Consider the following 20,212-nt stretch of genomic DNA (forward strand, 5'->3'; position numbering starts at 1 on the left):
GGATAAATGCATGGATGCCATTGAAGATTCCTCAACGTTGTGGACTTTACTATGCAAGCCTGGATGGGAAATTAAACCCAATCCAGTAAAGCATCTACTCAAAATTAAAGCTCCTGACTACCAGGAAGCATTAATGCTTTATACCAACTATCGGAAATTTCTAGCAATGTGGGCGGCATCCCTCGATTGTACCTGTGCTTTGATTGGAATTCAGGGGATGCGTGGGTCTGCATTTAAAATTCTTGCAGCAACGCCAGCATCGCAGCAGAAGTTATACGAAGACTTGATTTTTGCGAGCTTACGAAAGTCGGTTAGTTGTGATTCAGAAAGACTAGTTGATCGGGAATTTGAGAATGATATCAGCAAGTATTCAGGGTTTTACATTGCTGAAACTTGTTTGCATCCTGAGCTTAGACCAATTGTTGATGAAATATTCTCAAACCCAGACAAGAAACTTGCCTTAACGCGAATGTCTGACAATTTGCAATTGATCGTGTCCGCATCAGCAGCACGGGCGATGAGTTCTGACTCACAAGATGTGGTGCGTCGTCGAACGACTGATTTTTGGCACGCTAGAGACTACGAATGTTTTTTGCGGATGTTCAAGCAAGATGGGGGAGCGGGGTTTGAAATTACCTACCAAGCAACAACCAATCTCCCAAAAATTAATCCTTTGGCACCGTGGGCGCGGTTTACTACAAGCTATCGGTTTTTTGAAATTGATGTTGGCGATCGCACAGAAGTGTACCGTTTGGGCGAAGGTAAAGATATCACCCTAATCAGTCGTCCCAAGGTTGTTTCATAATATAGCGAGGTTTTATGGCAGTAAGATTCCTAGAAAACAAGGGCAGTGGCAATATCTTAGAAATTAGTCGAGCTAGGCTTTTAGAACTTACCCCCAATGTTTATCCCCTCACCTGGGAAGCGATTCTTTCAGGTAATGGTGATAGTGCAGCTATCTTGGGTGCAGGTTTTGCCGAACGTGAAGTTTTTTTTGGTTTTGAGGGAGTTGACTTGACGCGCTACCAACTTCCGACAATCGACTGTTACGACATTGCTACTGAGCCGCCAGAAAAGTTTTTAGCTTTACGCAGCCAATACCCAAACCTACAGTTAAATTATTTTTGCGATCGCAATCTAGCAGAACTAGAACTGACAAAACTTTACGCTCCTAATAGCCTGCGGCTAGTTTCAGTTCATGGAGTATTAGATTACTTACAACCACATACGGTTACAAAAACATTACTTGATATCGTGAAGGTGCAACCAGAGGTAATATCGATACGGTTATTTTTAATGGGCAACCCGTGGTCGCGGAATTTTGCGAGTATAGAGCAACTGGCGATGGAATTAGATTCAATAGAAATTACTACAAGTGGCTTAGTCGAGTCGATTGATTTTGATATATTTTGTCGTACAGGTGTTGTGCAATTAAATATTTTAGATCAAGATAAAATTGAACATAATTTGTTACCAAGTTACGGTGCATCTCATGTAATGCCTGATAAATTAGTTGGTTATTTAAATAGTCAAGGATATCAGCTTGTTGCAACTGATGTGTACTCACTTTCAAGTCAAGATTTGCAAGGGGATGAATCGCAAAATCACAATAGTAATAAAGATGTATTTTTAGATAATCCACATGGAATGTTGTTATTTTTTAAACGATAGAATAATCATTTGAATCGAGCTAATCAACGAATCTGTGTTAGCGAAGCTCCTCCCTTTGAGAGGCTCGCATAAATTCCCGCCTTACGATTCAGATTTTCAAATCAGCACTCCATCACCAGAAGCTATATCCTTTACATAGCAGAGGATTTAAATATATCTGCAAAATTTTTGTAAATAATTCAACTTGCAGTTAACAAAATTAGGACTTACACGCTATACAAATTGACCATAGTATGGGTTACGGTTTTTGGTTGTTTCAGGCGCTTTGCATAACCCCAATTTATATCTTGACCACCTACGTTGTGAACTATATCCTGTCCTTTTTTTTCAAGTTTTGGGTAAAACCACAGTAGCCCATCGTAGACATCGCTGAGTGCTAAACACGGCTGAAATAGCCAAATTGCGTGTAGTACTTATGTACGATGCGTAAGTCCTAAAAATAACAATAATTCACATTAATTTTATTCCGCATTAATACGCAGGGCATTCTAGACGCTTCAAGTTAATGTGTATTGAATATTTTAGTGGATATTACTTATTAATAAATTAAAAATTTTCAGAAATTTCACACTATTTTGACTTTAATATCAACACTTGCAACAAGTAATGTTGTCAAAGTTGGTGAAGAAGCTTATGTCTAAATAGTTTCAAGTAAAACAGTAAAAATTTAAACTTTTATAATTCTAATGCTAGCTAATAAGGTTACTAAAGATACATTAGACAATATTTTGGCACTTCAAATAATAGTCGCTTGGGCTGGAGAAGGAGTTTGTGACCCTAAGCGTCTCGACTGGTGGCGTACAGACTTAATTGATGAAAATGGTGGTGGTGACTTATTTGGGCGGCTCTTTCCCAAGACGCATCAGTGGGCATCCTTACAAGCGGTACGACAGGCAGCAATCCAGCAAGATCGGCGTAAGCGTTTAGATATGGCGAAGCCTGACGCTGTAAGAACGCTGTTTTTTTGGGGGTTTACCGTTGATGAGCAGTTGACAGAACGACTGGCTTTCCACAAGCAGAGCGGGGTCAAACCGGTAGATGTTTTACCTTTATCTCTGGATATCTATCAGCCTTTTTCTGCGGCTGACTTCGAGGAAGCCATCAGTATTCCGCAGCAAAAGGTGGATTTTAAAGTGGTTCCTAGTGGACGGGAAATTTTTGGTGAAATGCTCAAGGCATTAGACGAATGTGCTAGGAAGCTAGCGTTTGCACTTTTGCCAATTGTAGAGAGCTACCCCATGCCGTTTTACCGTTTGGAGGAGCGCTAAATTCGATGGCTACTAAAGTAATTCAGCGGCAACTCCCCCATCCAGTAGCAGCCCAATCTATGTTGTCTCATGGCAAAGAAGTCAGTCAATTCCATACCAGATTGCTACGTACATCTTTAGGGCTAGAAGAAAGCCGCGCCTACTGGGAACACTTCAGGATAGATATACCTAGAGAACAACGGGCAGTTGTTGCTTTTGAAGAACGTTGGTTTGGTAGTAAAAGCATGGCGCGTGTTCGCAGCCTGCTATTAGAATTCAGCCATCGCTTTGAAGCCTATCCAATGTCGTTAGAAGTTCTTAAACATTGGCGACCTAACGATCCCACAACTCGCCAAAATATCTGCCACTGGCATATGCAATTGAGCGATCCCATTTATCGCAATTTTACTGGTGTTTTTTTAGAACAGCGCCGTCTACAACCCAATTCTGGCATTGATCGAGACATAGTGGCACGTTGGGTAACTCAGCAGCTGGAAAGTGAGTGGTCTGCTGCAACAACCTTTCGCATGGCGACTGGCTTGATAGCCGCCTCTGCTGCTGCGGGACTTTGCTCGGAAAACTCAGGGATGCGTAGCCTCAAATATCCCAAGGTGACTGATGAAGCTCTAGCCTACTGGTTGTATTTTTTACGTGATTTATACTTTGAAGGTTCACTTCTCAGTAATCCTTATTTCAACTCTGTTGGCCTATTTGACAGCTTTTTAGAACAGAGGTTGAGCCGTCTACCAGGGTTATCATTTACCCGCATGGGTGATCTTTATGATTTTGGCTGGCATTATGTTGACCTGAAATCTTGGGCGATGCAAATCCTCTCTGCGAGAGACTACGCCAATGAAGCGAAGTGGGAGGAACAAGCATGATTGGATCTTTGCTTGACCTTCAAATGTCTGCGGTGCAGGCACTACGCAGCGACTTGCTCGATGAAGGTGGCCCCAAAATTAGCACAATGCGGAACTACCGATTTGCCATTCTACTTTACGATCCCCGTGAAGAATTTAAACTTCGCGCTCAAATCCGGGTACTAACAGATGACCTGAAGGGACAAGGTTGGAATGTCCTAGCAATCTCTCTTCAGCGCTTGTTTTTAGACAGACTCAAGCGAGAAGAACCAAGGGTTTTAGAAAGTATTATTCGCACAGAGCATCGTCTCTATGCCAAAGACCCAAACCGGGCGCTGAATCATTTAAAAGACAAAATTGCACTTTACATTGAAGGGGCTGAGGGGATTGCCAAAGATGTTATTGCCTTAATCGATGATTTTTCAGATAAACACCCAGGTGAAATCAACCGCACCTTAATTTTTTTGGGACGTGCTGGAGGGCTGTATCCATTTTTTCGCTCATCAGCACTTCTTAAGCATATCGATGGTAAGACAAGCAACTTGCCTGTTGTTCTCCTTTATCCAGGGGAGCGAAGGGATTTGAACGCTCTGTCTTTTATGGACGAACTGCCCTCTGACCGGGACTATCGACCTCGAATTTACTCATGACTGACTTTATTACTGCAACTCTTAGAGAGGTGATGCCATGCTAATTAAGGAAATTTTTGCTGCTGATGTCACCCGTAATATTGCCCCAGTCATTTATTTCCATGAGCAAAAGCCTGCCAAGGTCTTAGAAGAAGTCTCTGAATACATTATCACAGGCGGTTATCCGGAAACTGACCCCCGCCACAAGCGTGTGCAGTCGGGAATTCACGAGCAGTTTGTGAAGCTGCTCAATTCTATGGCAGAAGAATTACAAAAACCGGGTGGGGCTGAACTTCCAGCATCCTGGATCTCAGGTTTTTATGGATCTGGGAAATCGAGTTTTGCCAAGCTTTTAGGGTTGGCTCTCAATGACATGGTTTTACCCGATAATCGGACGGTGGCAAGTGCCTTGCTAGCGCGGGATGATTCTCCCAAAACCCAAGAGTTTCAAGATGCCTGGAATCGAGTTCGTAGTCAGATTGATCCCCTAGCCGTGGTCTTTGATATTGGTGCAGTAGCACGGGATGACGAGCATATCCATTCAGCAGTCAAGCGGGAAGTACAAGCACATCTGGGCTACTGCACTATTAGTAATTATGTTGCCGAGCTAGAACTGAAGCTAGAACTGGATGGGAAATGGCAGGAGTTTTTAATCTGTGTAGAGCAGACTTTAGGACAACCTTGGTCAAAAGCGAAGAGCGATCAGTTGGCTGAGGAAGCTTTCTCTGAAGTTATGCACGCTATGTATCCTAGCCGTTATACTGACCCAATGAGTTGGTTTGATAGTCGTGCTGGTGCCCAAACGGGAATGGGAACCTCGCCCTCGGAAACGACTAAAGCCATCATTAATATGCTCAATCACCGCGCCTCTGGTAAAACCTTATTCGTTGTAGTAGATGAGGTGAGCCAGTATATACACCAGAATACGGAGCGGATGCTCAAACTTCAGTCGTTTGTTTCTGATTTGGGGCAAAAACTGAAAGGACAAGTATGGTTATTGGCAACAGGGCAGCAAAAGCTGGAAGACAGTGAGGATGAAAGCAACATTGGTAAGCTCAAGGATCGTTTTCCACCCAAGCTGAGGGTTCACCTTGCACCTACCAACATTCGAGATGTTGTGCATAAGCGGCTTTTGAAAAAAGCTTCCTCGAAAGAAGCCCAATTGCGATCGCTTTTTGCCCAGCACCGTAGCGACCTCAAACTCTACGGCTACAAGTGCGATTCCATCACTGAAGAGGATTTTATTGAAGTTTATCCCATGCTGCCTGGTTACGTAGATTTACTGATGCAAATCACATCAAACCTGCGTACCCGTTCCAGCCGTGCGAAGGGAGATGACCATGCCATTCGAGGGCTACTGCAACTGTTGGGGGAATTGTTCCGTGAACAGAAACTAGGAGAACAGGAACTAGGCGCGTTAGTTACTATCGATAGCATTTATGAAGTGCAACAGTCGGCTTTAGACGCTGATGTGCAAACTACGCTAGCACGTTTGTTCAGCCATGAAGAAGTTATTAAAGACGAGATGGCGATAAAAGTGGCAAAAGCAGTGGCACTTTTGGAGTTGATTCAAGAACAAGAACCGACAACTGTTACTTTGGTTAGCCAATGTCTTTATTCTCAGTTGGGAATGGGTAACAATGAGCCATCAAGTACAGCAGCCTTAGAGAAGTTGCGGGGATTAGGGCTACTTTCTTATTCTGACAAACTTGGCTATAAAATTCAAAGTTCTGCTGGGCAAGAATGGCAGCGAGAGCGAGATAATCACAGCGTGATTACTGATGCTATTAGTTTGATTGTGGCAGACAAGTTGAAGTCACTGTTAGGCACTGTAGAACGCCCCCGCTACAAAAATAAGTCGTTTCCTTGGTTAGCTATTTATAGTGATGGTCGTCAACGACAGGATGAGCGTATTCAAGGTTCAAACGACCCAGCTGTGCTGACTATTGATTTTCGCTATCTCACTAATAAAGAAGAGCGAAACCCTACAACTTGGATACAAACTAGCGATCGCTCAAATTTCCGCGATCGCCTAATTTGGGTAGTAGGTACTTGCGATAATGTTGCAGCCCAAGTACGAGAACTTGCCAAATCCCAGCACATCATCAGTAAGTATGAAAGTCGCAAGCAATCTCTTACCAAAGATAAGAGAAACTTACTTGGAGAAGAAGAAAGTCGCCGTGACGTGTTAGAGAGAGAAGTGCAAAAAGCGATCGCTCAATCCTTTATGGATGGTGAAATCTTCTTCCGGGGACGACAAATCGACAAGCAGCAACACGGGACAACTTTTACTACTGTGCTTGGACGCATAGGGGAAAACATTTTGCCGGATCTTTACAGCCATTATGTAGATGTGGCAGTTACTCCGGGTGAATTAGCGCAACTTTTAGAGCCGAACTTATCCGGCCCATCCCACAAATTTATGAAAGATGGGCTGGGCATACTCGAACTAGATGCAGGTAAATATATGCCAACCTGTAGCGGTGAAGTTCCTTCCCGAATTGGTCAGTACATTCAAGACCAAAACGGAGTTTCTGGCAATGTGTTGCTAACTCACTTTGGTGGGCCGCCCTACGGCTATCCCGCAGATGTGGTTAAGGCTTGCTTGGTGGGTTTACTTCGAGCTACTAAGGTGCGAATTCGACCCGAAACTGGCCCAGAAATTACCTCGGTGCGTGACCCTGGCGCTAAGGATATGTTCACTAAAGACCGGGACATCAAACGTGCCGATTTGCTACCTCCCAATGAAACCAGTATTAGCCCTCGTGACAAAATTGCCATTTGTAAGTTCTTCAAAGACTCATTAGATGTTGAACTGGATCGGGAAAATGATGCGATCGCCGATGCGGTTTTCCAACAGTTCCCCGGTCAGGTCAAACGATTACAAGAATTAGAACGGCGGTACAATCGACTACCAAACCGACCAAATTTACCCTCAGCTTTAGTCAAGTTGCGCGAGTCCCTGGAAAAGTGTACCCGTTCTCGCCAAGTTGAAGACACTGTGATTGCAGTTAAGAAAAATCTCGATGCACTGCGAGATGGGATTCAAGAACTTGGTATTTCCTTGACAGATTTGACTGATAGTGCTGTGGATGCCGTAACTAAGGCAATTAATATTCGGGATAACCAAGTAGTTCAACTCAAGCAGATTGAGCGTTGGACAGAAATTACTGAAGCGATCGCAGCTTTAGAAGAACAGCTAAATAGCGATCGCTCTTGGCGGGACATTAGCAGCTTGGAACCTCACCTACAAACAATTGAACAGCACTACAAAGCCGTGCGGTTGAACTTGATTGAGAGTCAAGAAAAGCAAGCCAAAGCAATTCAAGGACGACTCAAACAGCGCCAAAACTTTATCAAATTAAACGAAAAGCAAGGAGAATATGTGTTCCGTTCCGTTCAAGAAGCGACCTATGACACAACTCAGGATGCACTCTATCCCAGTTTGTTAGAACTCAAAGATTCAGCACTAATTAAGCTCCAGAAGGCTGAGACTACTGCTAATAACAGGCTTGATGATGTGTTGTCCGAAGTCACTGAAGATCAAGTGGTGCAGCTACCGCTAAATCTTAGTGGTCGTGAAGTCAGCACAGAAGCAGAAATTGATGCACTAGTTAACCAGTTAAAAGAGCGGCTATTAGCTCAACTCAAACCCAATACTCGCATTCGCTTATCTTAAATGGGGCATGGGGAATAAGAAGCATAAATACTCAACTCCCAACTCCCAACTCCCAACTCCCAACTCCCAACTCCCAATCCCCAATTCCCTATTCCCCATTCCCCATTCCCAATGTCCTATCTCACCCCTGAAGCTAAATCCAAATTATCCAGTACAATTCGTGCTTTAAGAGAACGTTTGCTTACTGATTTGCAAAACGCCGTAGAAAGCACCTATCGATTGTCGATTACTGCTGTAAGTAAAGCCGGATTAGCAGAAGAACAACGGGTAAAGCGGCAACGTTTAGAACAATGGCTAGATGAGCAATCCCGTAGTCAGGGTAAAAGTAAGAAACAAGAAAATGAGATCGGCGATCGCTATTTGAAAACGGCTGTCAAACTCGCGGCTGCAACGTTGCTCAATCGGCTGATAGTAATTAAGCAGATGGAAGCACACGGATTAAGTAAACCTGCTGTATTAACCGGAGGTTGGCAGAGTCGGGGTTATCGGGAGTTTCGAGATTTTGCACCGGACTTGTGCAAAGATGAAACTGAGGGATACGGAACACTACTGCAATTACTCTACGATGAACTGGCTCAGGAATTGCCTGGTTTGTTTGGCAATGTCGGAGTGACAGCACTGTTCCCAATTCCAGCCAGTACCTTGAGAGCAGCAATTGAGGCTTTGGATGCAGCTGAATTAAAGGATGTTTGGCTGGACGATACAACTTTGGGGTGGGTTTATCAATACTGGAACGACCCAGAACGAGAAGCCCTAGATGCCAAATTAAATGGGGGCGGGAAGGTAGAACCCCATGAAATTGCCAGTAAAACCCAAATGTTTACAGAACGTTACATGGTGGAGTGGTTACTCCATAACAGTTTGGGGCAGATGTGGCTGGCTATGTGCAAAAAGCACGGTTGGACGGCTGAGGTTGAGGCTGATGGAACTTTAGCTCGTTTGGAAGCAAGGCGTAAAGAGTGGCGAGAAAAGCGCGAACAAGGCGAGGTGGCTTTAGACGCATTAATGCCAATTGAACCGGGAATTGAAGAAAATTGGAAATATTGGGTTCCCCAACCATTAACCGCAGATGCAGTCACTCATGCACCAGAGAGTGTGCGATCGCTAAAAATTCTTGATCCTGCCACCGGCTCGGCTCATTTCCTGGTAATTGCCTTTGGGTTGTTATTTACACTTTACCAGGAAGAGGCCAGGCATCGGGGGGAAAATTGGAGCGATCGCCAAATTGTTGAGTCGATTTTAGAGAACAATTTATATGGTGTTGATATTGACCCCAGAGCAATACAAATTGGGGCGGCGGCGTTGATACTGAAGGCGCGGCTGCTTTCTCCCCAAGCAAGTCCTAAACATCTGAATTTGGTTGCATCTAATCTCCAGTTGGCTTCTTTACCAGCAGATGATCCGGCGTTGGTGGAGTTGCGGCGAGAGGTGACGGAAGCCACGGGGATTCCTGAAAAGTTGACAAATCAGATTGTATATGCTCTACAAGGAGCAGATTATTTAGGAACGCTGTTGAAGGTAGATACAGCAGTGGATGCAGCAATTAGTGAGTATGAAAGTCAGTTTCAGCAGGCAGTTCAAGGGAATATTTTTGCAGGCTTTGGTGAGCAAAAACCAGATTTCAACTTTCAGCAGACAAAAGCTTCTTTACTCGATAAACTTGAGCAATTTCTCTCTCGGTGTACTAGTGGCGATGATTTAGGTTTGCGGTTGCGGGGTGAGCAGTTAGCAGCAGGTATCAGATTTATCCGCATAGCCCGTGAGAATAGTTATGATTTGGTGATTGGTAATCCGCCGTATCAGGGGACGAGTAAGATGGCGGATGCTGGGTATATTACGAAGAATTACTCAAAAGGAAAGGCAGATTTATATACAGCATTTCTGGAACGGGGTTTGCAATTGGCAAAAGTTGGGGGTTTGTCTGCATTGTTAACGATGCGGAATTGGATGTTTATTCAGCAGTTTACGCAGATTCGGGAATATTTACTCAGCAATTTTGATTTGAGATTACTAGGAGATGTAGATCGGGGTGCATTTGAAGAAGTGGTTGATGAAGTAGTTGCAACAGTTATGAGTGTGTTTCAAAAAGCAACATCAAATAAAGCATTTAGTATAGCAATCCAGCCAACTCCATTAGATGATAATTCACGAGATAGCGGACGAACAAAGCGGAAACGGGCAGCAATTTTATTGCAAATAGGGCGGTTTGAATTTTGGAGCCATCGCTTTGATGTTATCAAAGAAAAGCCTCTCGTTTATTGGTGGAATAAAGCTTTTCTCAAACGCTATGCCGAGACACCGAAATTAGGGGATATAAGTCCCTCATGGCAAGGAGTCGCAACAACAAATAACACTCGATTTTTGCGAAAAGTTTGGGAAGTAAATATTAATAAAATATTAATTGCTAAAACAACTGATTTGATGAAGGAGCAGCAAAATGAAACATGGTCTCCATATATTAAAGGAGCATCTGGACAAATTTGGATAGAGTCTCTCTCAAATCTTGTTGAATGGCAAATGAAAGGATGGACGCTTAATGCTCATCTAGAATTTTACAGAGAGAAACACCCAGCATTACATCTAAAAGATAATACAAAATATTTCAACCCTGCTGTTGCTTTTTCTTGCATTGGGGCAGAATTTTCTGCTCGAATTCACCGCTACCGGAGTGTTATAGGTGATAAAGGTTCTTCTGTTTTTACCCAAGATTTGGCTAATGTAACTTGCTTATTAAATAGCAAAATCGGCCGTAATGTTATGGCTTCTCTTAACCCTTCAATTAGCTTTCAAGTCGGCGATGTTAACCGCCTTCCTCTTTTCCCCATTGAATCTGCTGACGAAATATTCACCCAACTCGACGCAGCCTTCAGCGAACATGAAGCTGCCCGCGAAACATCTGTAGAATTCAAAAAACCAGGTGCATCCGTCTGGAACTATGCTCAAGAATGGGCGCAAACAGCAGTAGACCGTGAACCTGGTATACCGCTACCAAACTACGAACCAGTCTACGAAGATCCACCTGCAACCAATTTTGCATCCTATACTATCGGCGTAGCATTAGGGCGATTTGGCGCAGATGGCGAAGGTATCCTTAATCAAGCGCCCGCAACTGCACTCCCCCACAGTATCCTTTATCTCTCCGCCTACTCTGAAAAAGACAGCTTAGAACACCCAGCCTGTAAACCCATCCAAGAAACTTGGCACGAGTACGGCTCAATTATTGCCAAAGGAACCCAACTTCGCAAATGGTTGCGGTTATCCTTCTTTAAAGAAGTTCACTTGGGGATGTATGAAAGTCGCCCAATTTACTTTCCTCTTTCATCCCAACGTAAAAACTTCGTTGCCTTTGTCAGCATTCATCGCTGGGCTGACAACACTTTGCAAACTTTATTAGCAGATTACCTCATCCCCGAACTCAGTCAACTAGAAGGCGAACTCAACGACCTAACCACAGCCAGACATCAAGGCGATAAAAAAACACAAACAAAAGCCGAAGAACGCTACAGCGAAGTCCAAAAACTCCACGAAGAATTCAAAGCATTTATCGACCTCGTGAGACAGTGCGCGGAACAAGGGCCAATCCCAGCCAACGCCAGAGATATCCCCCGCGAAGTCGATGCCCGTTTCAAAATGGATTTGGACGACGGTGTGATGGTGAATAGTGCAGCCCTCTGGCCCTTACTCGAACCCCAGTGGAACCAACCCAAGAAATGGTGGTCAGAACTCTGCAACGCCGAAGGTAAAAAAGATTATGACTGGTCACATTTAGCCGCCCGTTATTTTCCCAAACGAGTTGATGGTAAATGCAAACAAGATCCTTCCCTCGCCGTAGCCCACAGCTGCTTTTGGAAATATCACCCAGCTAAAGCTTACGAGTGGGAACTGCGGTTGCAAGATGAAATTTCTGAAGATTTTACTATTGAGGAAACAGACTCTAATACTTTGCGCCTAGCCTTTGCTAGAGAAAATCCCCAGCTAGTGCGGGAAATTATCGAGAAAGAAGAGAAGCGACGGGAACGCAAACGCAAAAAAGAAGAAACCCAAGAGGAAGATTACGGCCCTCTGTTTGAGCAAGAAGAGGAGGCCGCATGAGTCACTTAAATCCCATTACCGCAGTTTTAGAAGCAGAACTGAAGCGAGAACTGCGTCAACGCGGTATCGTTATTTGGCTAGATAAAGACGGGTACTACAACAGTTATGTTGATGAGTTAATCGCCCGCTATAACCGTGGTGACTTTTTTGCCCCAGTCGTTGGCTTTCGCGGCAGTTACTTAGAGATGGTACTTGCCCTGGAAACTTATGGCAATGGACTTGACCCCGAACCGTTGTTAATTCACATGCCCGGTCATACGGAAGAAACTATCCGCAAAACTCCTATTCTGGAACTTTACCGCGCCGGCTACCGTTTCCGCAAAGCCTTTGACACATTAATTCGGGAAGCAGTCACAGGGCGCATTAACCCTGCTAGTATCGAAAACTACCTTAACAACGGCATCACAGACTTACCATCTGCCGAGATGTGGCTGCAAAATAACCTTTCCCAACCCCAGGACGGACTAGCAGCTTATTTAACAAGTCTCAGTTTGGAGTGGATTGTAGACGGTATCCTGGGCGAAGACAAAGTACTGCAATCGAGAATCAGCGACCAAACTGCTCTCAACACCTTAACAGAACATCTCTACCGTCACACAGGGATGAACACAGCTTTTGTGTGCTTCTTTCACGGCGACACACCCCTATCTTTCCTCGGTCTGGGCGAAACATTTGCTGCTTGGCTGATGTGCGTTGAGTATGTCCATGACCTCACTCGCCCTCCTCATCTTGAAGCACTGCAACCCCTGACCCAACTTTCTCTACCCTTGCGAAAGACCTGCAAGCAACTCGTCGAATATCTGCGAAAACGCCATCCAGATATTTATGCAGCCAAAGCAGCAATTGTAGAATCCCATCTAGAACAAGAACTTAATCAAATTAGCCCCGAAGACCTGGGACAATTTGAAACCTTCCAGTGGGAAGAAACCGCCATTTTACAGGGTGCTGTACAAGCACTGCTGACTGGGGAATTTCAGAAAGCCTTACAATGGTCACAATCTCACACCGAGTCTGCTTCATTTTGGCTAGAACGCGATCGCACTCGCAGATTAGAATGGTCATTAATCAAAGATGCAGCCACTTTGGGTTACATGATTCAAGGTTCAGGGCAGCTTAAGGGCAAACAAACCCTCAGAGAAGCTTTAGAATACTATACACAAACTGGCTCTGAAGTAGACAAAGCACATCGCCGCTTTGAGCAACAGAGGTTAAAACTCCTAGAACCCACCTTACCCCACTTCGCTCAACTCCTAGAAGCTGCCGATAAACTTCGTTTTCAGTACCGCAGTTGGGCTGATACGCTGGCACAAGATTTTGCCGTCATCTGCACTACAGAAAGCTTTTTACCCGATGATGGACTTCAGCAACGCACTCTCTACGAGCAAGTAGTACACCCCCTCACCCAAGGTAATAAAAAAGTTGCTTACTTTCTGATTGATGCCTTCCGCTACGAAATGGCAACAGAACTTATCCAAGAATTTGAAGGGGCTGGTACTACCGTAACGTTGAAAGGGAGATATGCCGAATTACCCAGCATCACTGCTATCGGGATGAACATCCTAGCCCCCGTTAACCAAAATGGTCGGGTAGTATTAGCGGGTAGTGATGGTTTCAAAGGTTTTAAAACAGGTGAGTATACTGTGCGAAAGCCTGATGAACGAGTCCGGGCAATGAGTGAGAAGAGTGTTGATAATATCAGTGCAGGCCGTAGAAAAGTTCGGGGTCTGACTCTGGCAGAAGTCTGCAATTGGTCAACCACCAGCCTCAAACAAAGCTGCGCTAATACCAATCTTGTTGTTGTTCACAGTAGAGAAATTGACGATGCAGGCGAAGCTAATGTAGGTTTAGCAACCTTTGAAACTTGGCTTCAACAAATCAAGTCAGCCTGGAACCACCTCAAAAGTATTGGTATAAATGAGTTTGTATTCACTGCTGACCACGGATTTCTCCTCCAAGACCAAACTACCCAAGAAAAACCCTATCGTGACTCCAATCGCCGTTATATTCTTGCCAAAGAACCTCGCTCTGAAGAAGGAATGGTAACAGTTTCTTTAAATGCTCTCAAATACGAAGGACAAGAAGGTTACTTACTATTCCGTAAAGATACTGCTGTTTTTGCCACTGGCAATCCTGGTGCTACCTTTGTACATGGTGGGAATAGTCTTCAAGAGCGAGTTATTCCTGTACTAACAGTATCCCATCGTCATCAGTCACATTTGGCAATGGTGAAATATCTCATCGAAGCCAAACCAGAGCCAAGCATTTTAGACTGTAGCCGGATTCGGGTGAGGGTTAAGCCCGCGCCTGTTGCCCAAGGCGTTCTCAGTTTTGTGGGAGCCAGGGAAATTAATGTCGCTTTGCGCGTACCAGAACGACCTGATATCCAAGTTACGATTAAGGATGCTCCTGGTGCAGAAGTCAAAAATCAGCAACTCCAAATTGCCGTCGAAGGAGATTGGATTGAGGTGCTTTTTGACCTCAAGGGACAGCGAGATGAGCGTGTCCGTCTGGAAATTTATCACCCAGATAATGTTGAAGATGTAGAGTCAATAGTTCCTCAAACTTATTTTAATGTCTCTGGCTCATTGATCCAGGGTGAGGTTTCTACGGCTACCGAATTACCCAAAAATACTGACTGGCAAGATAGTTTCGAGGATGAAACCGTTCGGCGTGTGTTCTTCCACCTCCAGCAACACGGCTCAATCACAGAATCGGAACTAAACCAAATCCTTGGTTCAGCCAGACTGGTGCGGCGTTTCTCCTTAGATTTTGAGGAACACCTGAAAAAGGTTCCTTTCTCAGTCAGGATTGAAACAACCAGTAACGGTAAACGCTATGTCAAGCAAAATTAACAGATTAATGTATAAAAGTAAACGTATTAATTAAAATCAACTATGGCAATCAGCGAACGAGATATTGAGCATATTTTTGAGCGTCTTCGCTCCGGCGTTGTACCAGAACGAGGGTTAGAAGCCTTTGCTGTCGGTATTGACAAACAGCGAACAGAAATTCATCGCCAATTCCAACTAGCAGCTAATAGCGAAGGTGTCTTCAAGTTCTTACGTGGTGGCTACGGTTGTGGTAAAACTTTTATGTCCCGTCTAGCCATCCTTGATGCCCAAGCTCAAGGCTTTGCCACTAGTTTTGTTGTCGTCTCTGATAACGATTTGCACTTTTATAAATTCGATGATGTTTATCGCAAAGTCGTTCAGGAATTAGGAACTAGTTCTTGTCCTAGAGGTGCTTTAAGCGATATTATCGATCGCTGGATTGCGCGTGTGGAAGATGCACTGATTGCTGGTGGGGCAGATGAAAACAGCGACGAGTTCGATACTTTAGTACAGCAACGCATAGAAGAAGAACTTGCTTCTCTTACAGGCGGTAAAGCTCCAGAAGATATGGCACGAGTTCTGCGTGCTATTTTTACTTTTAAGCAGAAAGGTGAAATCGCTGAAGCCAGCGCCTTGCTTTCTTGGCTTTCTGGTAGTGAAAATGTGGCTGCTACCGCTAAAAAAGCCGCAGGTATTAAGGGAGATATTGCTAGCCGAGATGCCCTAGACTATCTACACGGTATTCTCGAAATTGTCAAAGCCGCAGGCTACAAGGGACTGGTTATTGTCATTGATGAAGTAGAAACAGTACTGCGAATGCGGCATGATAGTCGAGGTAAATCTTTAAATGGAATTCGCCAAATCTGTGATGCCGCCGACCGTTACAGAGGATTGTTATGGATTTATACAGGGACACCTGAATTTTTTGATACTAAACGCGGAGTTGCTGGACTAGAACCTCTGCATGACCGTATCCAATTTCTGACTCTTGGTGGCTTTGCTAACCCCCGCCAACCCCAATTAGAACTCAAACCCTTTGATGCACGCCGTCTAAAAGAGGTGGCACTCAAATTGCGAGAAATTTACCCCACACCCAATCGGACTGGAATCGTCAATAAAGTCACTTCAGAATTTATTGAACGGCTAGTTACCAAAGTTACTGCTGGCTTTAAGGGAGACGTGGGAGTGGTTCCTCGACAATTTCTGCGCCAGTTTGTCAACATCCTTGATTTAGCAGCAGAAAACGATGAATTTGACCCGATGAGCGCAGAAGGTTTTGAACCCACAGATTTAAACGAAGTAGAATTGCTCATCCGTGAAGGTCGTACTTATTTTGACGAAGAACCTGCGGATATTCAAGGTTACGCAGCTGTGGAGTTCTAACCATGACTTCAGCCTTTGCTCGCTTTCCTCCCCGTTTGCAAGCCGCTATTGTCTCCAATTTAGGGTGGTCTTCTCTGCGTCCTGTCCAAGAACTGGCAGGACATACACTGCTCGACGGTAATAATGCAATTGTTCTAGCCCCTACAGCTGGTGGCAAAACGGAAGCTTCTATATTTCCATTACTAGCAACGCTAATGGAACGCGAGCCTGAAGGAGTCGGACTAATATACATTGCACCGATTAAAGCTTTATTGAATAATCAAGCTGACCGTTTGGGGCATTACACCGAAATGGTAGGTCTAAGGCGCTTTCTTTGGCATGGGGATATTAAAGATCAGGAAAAGCGTGCCTTTATTGAAGAGCCGACAGCACTATTGATGACCACTCCTGAGTCATTAGAGGTGATGCTGCTATCCGCCAAAGTCCCCCACACAAAAATCTTTGGCGATATGCGTGCTTTAGTAATTGATGAAGTTCATGCCCTAGCAGGTACAGACCGAGGTGCCCATCTCATGTCCGTTGTGGAACGGCTAGTTCGTTACACCAGTAATGATGTGCAGCGCGTTGGACTTAGTGCCACCGTTGGTAATCCGGTAGATATTTTGCATTGGCTCCAAGGTACATCAAAACGTCCAGGTTGCGTTGTCGATCCGCCCAAAGTTCCCTCAAAAAAGGATTTGCGCGTTTACCTGCGTGATACACTAGGCGCGATCGCTCAAGATGCCAGCCAGATAACGCAGAGCAAGAAAAGTCTGTTTTTTTGCCAAAGTCGGTCTTTGGCTGAAGAAATTGCCGAACGGATGCGTAACCGAGGTACAGATGTCTTTGTCCACCATAGTTCTGTCTCCCTAGAAGAACGAACAGCCGCAGAAGAACGTTTTCATAGAGGGACAAATGCCAGCATTATTTGCACCTCCACTCTAGAGTTGGGCATCGATGTTGGCGATCTTGATTTAGTATTGCAAGCTAATGCCCCTTCTACAGTCTCATCCTTCCTCCAGCGCTTGGGCCGCACTGGAAGGAGAACAGGGCAACAAGCTAATACTACATTTTTCTGTGAAAATATAGAGACAGTATTGCAAGCGATCGCCATCATTGAACTAGCTAGGAAAGGCTGGGTCGAATCTATACCTACTCAGACACGCGCATGGGCCGTACTTGTACATCAGCTATTAGCACTTACTCTCCAATTTGGTGGCATTAGCCCAGAACTCTGCTGGGGGCAACTTTCAGTAGTTCCTGACTTTTCAGGCATAACCCACTCAGAATTTGAAATACTGATCAAACACATGATTCAGGAGGATTTCCTGTTTCTAGCTGGTGGGCTACTGTCAATGGGAGAAAAAGCAGAACGAGTGTTTGGGCGTAAAAACTTCATGGAACTCTACGCTGTTTTTAGTAGCCCAGTTCTCTATAAAGTTCAAACACCAGCAGGTTACACTGTAGGCTCTCTAGAGCAAGCTTTTGTCGATAAATTAGTTGCACAGATGAGTTCATTTCTTCTCGGCGGTCGGGCTTGGACAGTTATGCACGTTAGCCATGAGGAACGCACAGTTGGAGTTGTTCCAGCCCCCCGTGGTAAAAAACCAAGCTGGGGTGGCTTTGCCCCACAGCTACTAGGCTTTGAACTTTGTCAGCAAATTGCGGAAATATTGCAATCAAAAAGTACTATTCCTTACATCGATGCCAAAACGCAAGTTGTGTTAGATGAGTACCGTTCTGATCTCAGGCCATTAATCACAGAAGTTCAATCAAGCATCCAATTAGAAACAGATCGGGCGCTGTGGTGGACTTTTGCAGGTGGACAAATTAATCACACCCTCAAATACGGTCTGCAATTTCACCATGATTGGAAGATTACCTCTGACAACTTCAAGTTAAAAATTGAAGGCGATAGTGTTGGTTATGCAACTTTAAGTTTAGCGATCGCTCAGATGAGTACTTCTGCCTTTTGGAAAACTCCAGCTACCCAGCGCTTCATCCTTTCGCAATTACCAGAATATCGTCTAAGTAAGTTTCAGAGGGCGTTGCCAGAAGTGTATTCTCTAGAGATGGTTAGCAATTATTTGCTAGATATGCCAGGAGTAATTAAAATTTTGAATTTAAATAAACTTGAATAATTTTATCTCAGTAACAAAGCCACTTTGAGCCAGATACCTTAGATGGAACTAAAATCAAGTCAAAGTTTAAAAGGCTGTGGGTGGCATCACCGCGCCAAAAGGGTAAAATTGTACGCTAAGGCTGTAATCCTTGTACAGCAATAGTTTCCGCCCTACCTTTCATCGGATGATCGCCTAGATCAGATGGATATTCGTCAAGTTTTTCACGGCAACGAAATCTTAAGGTAACTTCACCTGTTGTTTTTCTCGTAGTCCAGTAAATACCATGAAGTTTTTCTACAGGATTACCGATTATCTCTAAAGCAATTGTGCCATCGTGGGGCTGGCTACGTTCTGCAACTGATATAGAGGGAGAACTCGTGTAGCAATATCCAAGCTTTCGTAATTGCTCATCACTATCCAGCCAGAAGTCGGCGAAGTAACTTCGACTTGTCATCTCTGCTGTACGCATAACACAACTAATATGAGTGAAGGACTGTTTAATAGTGAGAATTGTGGGTATGGGGCCGGGAGTCTCCCCAGTCTGCGGATTCTTCCAGGTCGTTTGTATGCTTCCTTGCCAAGTCCCTTCAATATAAGGGAAGGGAACAAGCCACTTCTGAAAAATTCGCCATTTCCAAGCATAGGTGACAAACCCTACCCATAAAATCACCAGAATTGGAATTGTTTTATAGGCAATCTTCAATGCACTCCAGATGTCTGTAATCTCTGCACCTGTGACAAGTGCGACACCGATAAAACAAATCGCAAACAGTGCAAAAAGAAAATATGCAAATGATTTGGCTTTCAGATTCTTCATGTATATCCAATATAATTCCAGACTGCTTGGAGAAAATTATTCGCCTCCTGGCGAGTCCACGGTTGAGAATTGCGGAAGAGATACTTCAATTCATTTACTTCACCCCATTCAGAACAATCTTCATCTTTACGTGTGCGACTCCAGATGTCTACAATGATATATCGAAGAATTTCTGTGTATGACTCTTTTGAGAATGCTTCCAATGCAGCATTCCAAACCAGGCATTCGATAAGAAACGACGAAATGTTTTTGGCTCCTGATACGTTCTCGCTCTGCATTTTGTCTCGGAGACGTTTCAAAATGCGAATAACCCGTTTATATTTCCGGCCTGTACTATTATTTCTATTTACCCCATTATCGTAAGTCTGCTGAGGCCAATTCTGTATCAAACTACCGTTATCCGGCTTGAAGGCAACACCTGAAATGTAGTGAGGAGTGCCATCTGTGTTCCATCTTCCTGTGTAGTGTCGATGCTCGAAAGAAGGCACTACATCTGCATCAATTCTGTAAGTGTTTGCATGAACATCAAAAGCTTTATTACCTCGTGTAACTCCATTTCTACCAAAGTAATTGACTAACGCCTGCTCAACCATATTCTTGAATTCAGCAAAGGATATAGCACTACCCACATTACCAAACGTGTTTCGTGTAGTACCACTGGGATAGTCTGGAAAGAATGCTGAGTTATAGCGGACACATATATCTACATCACTGTTCTGTCTAACATTTGTGCGGGCACGGTAAGAGCCTTGAGCAAAAACGGAAATGTCTAGGCTTGATAGTTTAACATCAGCTTTGATCGCTTTGCGAACAATTCTCTCTGCGTTCTCACATTTATCAGACTCTGTTTGGCTAGGCCCCCTCGACCAAGAAACAAAGGTATCTTCGGATATATTCATGT

12 protein-coding genes are annotated in these 20,212 nt (G+C 44.3%); 10 read left to right on the forward strand and 2 right to left on the reverse strand.

What is annotated here, in order from left to right:
- The first annotated feature begins 10 nt into the window (after positions 1-10).
- The 10 genes from CDG76_RS27175 to CDG76_RS27220 all read left to right on the forward strand — a co-directional run bounded on the left by CDG76_RS27175 (position 11) and on the right by CDG76_RS27220 (position 18,512).
- Positions 11-805: a hypothetical protein gene (locus CDG76_RS27175; protein ID WP_094351987.1), complete on the forward strand. Its 795-nt coding sequence runs from the start codon at positions 11-13 to the stop codon at positions 803-805.
- A 14-nt stretch (positions 806-819) separates the two neighbouring features.
- Positions 820-1,671 (forward strand): hypothetical protein, encoded by an 852-nt coding sequence (locus CDG76_RS27180; protein WP_094351988.1) that lies wholly within the window; start codon positions 820-822, stop codon positions 1,669-1,671.
- A 686-nt stretch (positions 1,672-2,357) separates the two neighbouring features.
- Positions 2,358-2,939, forward strand: a complete 582-nt coding sequence (gene brxE / locus CDG76_RS27185) for a BREX-6 system BrxE protein (protein ID WP_094344588.1) — start codon at positions 2,358-2,360, stop codon at positions 2,937-2,939.
- Between the two features lie 5 nt (positions 2,940-2,944).
- The gene (locus tag CDG76_RS27190; protein WP_223265411.1) at positions 2,945-3,799 is read left to right on the forward strand and encodes a hypothetical protein; all 855 of its coding nucleotides are present in this window, start codon (positions 2,945-2,947) and stop codon (positions 3,797-3,799) included.
- The gene (locus CDG76_RS27195) at positions 3,796-4,428 is read left to right on the forward strand and encodes a BREX protein BrxB domain-containing protein (protein ID WP_094351989.1); all 633 of its coding nucleotides are present in this window, start codon (positions 3,796-3,798) and stop codon (positions 4,426-4,428) included. Before CDG76_RS27190 ends, CDG76_RS27195 begins: the two co-directional genes overlap by 4 nt.
- Before the next feature lie 37 nt (positions 4,429-4,465).
- The gene (gene brxC / locus CDG76_RS27200; RefSeq protein WP_094351990.1) at positions 4,466-8,086 is read left to right on the forward strand and encodes a BREX system P-loop protein BrxC; all 3,621 of its coding nucleotides are present in this window, start codon (positions 4,466-4,468) and stop codon (positions 8,084-8,086) included.
- A gap of 111 nt (positions 8,087-8,197) precedes the next feature.
- A complete protein-coding gene (pglX, locus tag CDG76_RS27205; protein ID WP_094351991.1) occupies positions 8,198-12,178 on the forward strand; it encodes a BREX-6 system adenine-specific DNA-methyltransferase PglX in 3,981 nt (1,326 codons plus the stop codon).
- Positions 12,175-15,030, forward strand: a complete 2,856-nt coding sequence (pglZ, locus tag CDG76_RS27210; protein WP_094351992.1) for a BREX-6 system phosphatase PglZ — start codon at positions 12,175-12,177, stop codon at positions 15,028-15,030. The genes pglX and pglZ overlap by 4 nt, the downstream gene beginning before the upstream one ends.
- Before the next feature lie 42 nt (positions 15,031-15,072).
- The gene (brxD, locus tag CDG76_RS27215) at positions 15,073-16,392 is read left to right on the forward strand and encodes a BREX system ATP-binding protein BrxD (protein ID WP_094351993.1); all 1,320 of its coding nucleotides are present in this window, start codon (positions 15,073-15,075) and stop codon (positions 16,390-16,392) included.
- A gap of 2 nt (positions 16,393-16,394) precedes the next feature.
- Positions 16,395-18,512 (forward strand): DEAD/DEAH box helicase, encoded by a 2,118-nt coding sequence (locus CDG76_RS27220; protein ID WP_094351994.1) that lies wholly within the window; start codon positions 16,395-16,397, stop codon positions 18,510-18,512.
- Positions 18,513-18,627: 115 nt separating this feature from the next.
- On the opposite strand, the gene CDG76_RS27225 is transcribed toward CDG76_RS27220, so the two are convergent.
- Positions 18,628-19,311, reverse strand: coding sequence for a hypothetical protein (locus CDG76_RS27225; protein WP_094343811.1), 684 nt, complete (start codon positions 19,309-19,311; stop codon positions 18,628-18,630).
- The gene (locus CDG76_RS27230; RefSeq protein WP_094351995.1) at positions 19,308-20,210 is read right to left on the reverse strand and encodes a nucleotidyltransferase domain-containing protein; all 903 of its coding nucleotides are present in this window, start codon (positions 20,208-20,210) and stop codon (positions 19,308-19,310) included. The genes CDG76_RS27225 and CDG76_RS27230 overlap by 4 nt, the downstream gene beginning before the upstream one ends.
- Positions 20,211-20,212 lie beyond the last annotated feature (2 nt).

Source organism: Nostoc sp. 'Peltigera membranacea cyanobiont' 210A (genome assembly GCF_002246015.1).
Classification (GTDB): domain Bacteria; phylum Cyanobacteriota; class Cyanobacteriia; order Cyanobacteriales; family Nostocaceae; genus Nostoc.

Coding starts and splice junctions, on each gene's coding strand:
- CDG76_RS27175 (WP_094351987.1), top strand. CDS start 11: ATGGATGCCATTGAAGATTCCTCAACGTTGTGGACTTTACTATGCAAG.
- CDG76_RS27180 (WP_094351988.1), top strand. CDS start 820: ATGGCAGTAAGATTCCTAGAAAACAAGGGCAGTGGCAATATCTTAGAA.
- brxE (WP_094344588.1), top strand. CDS start 2,358: ATGCTAGCTAATAAGGTTACTAAAGATACATTAGACAATATTTTGGCA.
- CDG76_RS27190 (WP_223265411.1), top strand. CDS start 2,945: ATGGCTACTAAAGTAATTCAGCGGCAACTCCCCCATCCAGTAGCAGCC.
- CDG76_RS27195 (WP_094351989.1), top strand. CDS start 3,796: ATGATTGGATCTTTGCTTGACCTTCAAATGTCTGCGGTGCAGGCACTA.
- brxC (WP_094351990.1), top strand. CDS start 4,466: ATGCTAATTAAGGAAATTTTTGCTGCTGATGTCACCCGTAATATTGCC.
- pglX (WP_094351991.1), top strand. CDS start 8,198: ATGTCCTATCTCACCCCTGAAGCTAAATCCAAATTATCCAGTACAATT.
- pglZ (WP_094351992.1), top strand. CDS start 12,175: ATGAGTCACTTAAATCCCATTACCGCAGTTTTAGAAGCAGAACTGAAG.
- brxD (WP_094351993.1), top strand. CDS start 15,073: ATGGCAATCAGCGAACGAGATATTGAGCATATTTTTGAGCGTCTTCGC.
- CDG76_RS27220 (WP_094351994.1), top strand. CDS start 16,395: ATGACTTCAGCCTTTGCTCGCTTTCCTCCCCGTTTGCAAGCCGCTATT.
- CDG76_RS27225 (WP_094343811.1), bottom strand. CDS start 19,311: ATGAAGAATCTGAAAGCCAAATCATTTGCATATTTTCTTTTTGCACTG.
- CDG76_RS27230 (WP_094351995.1), bottom strand. CDS start 20,210: ATGAATATATCCGAAGATACCTTTGTTTCTTGGTCGAGGGGGCCTAGC.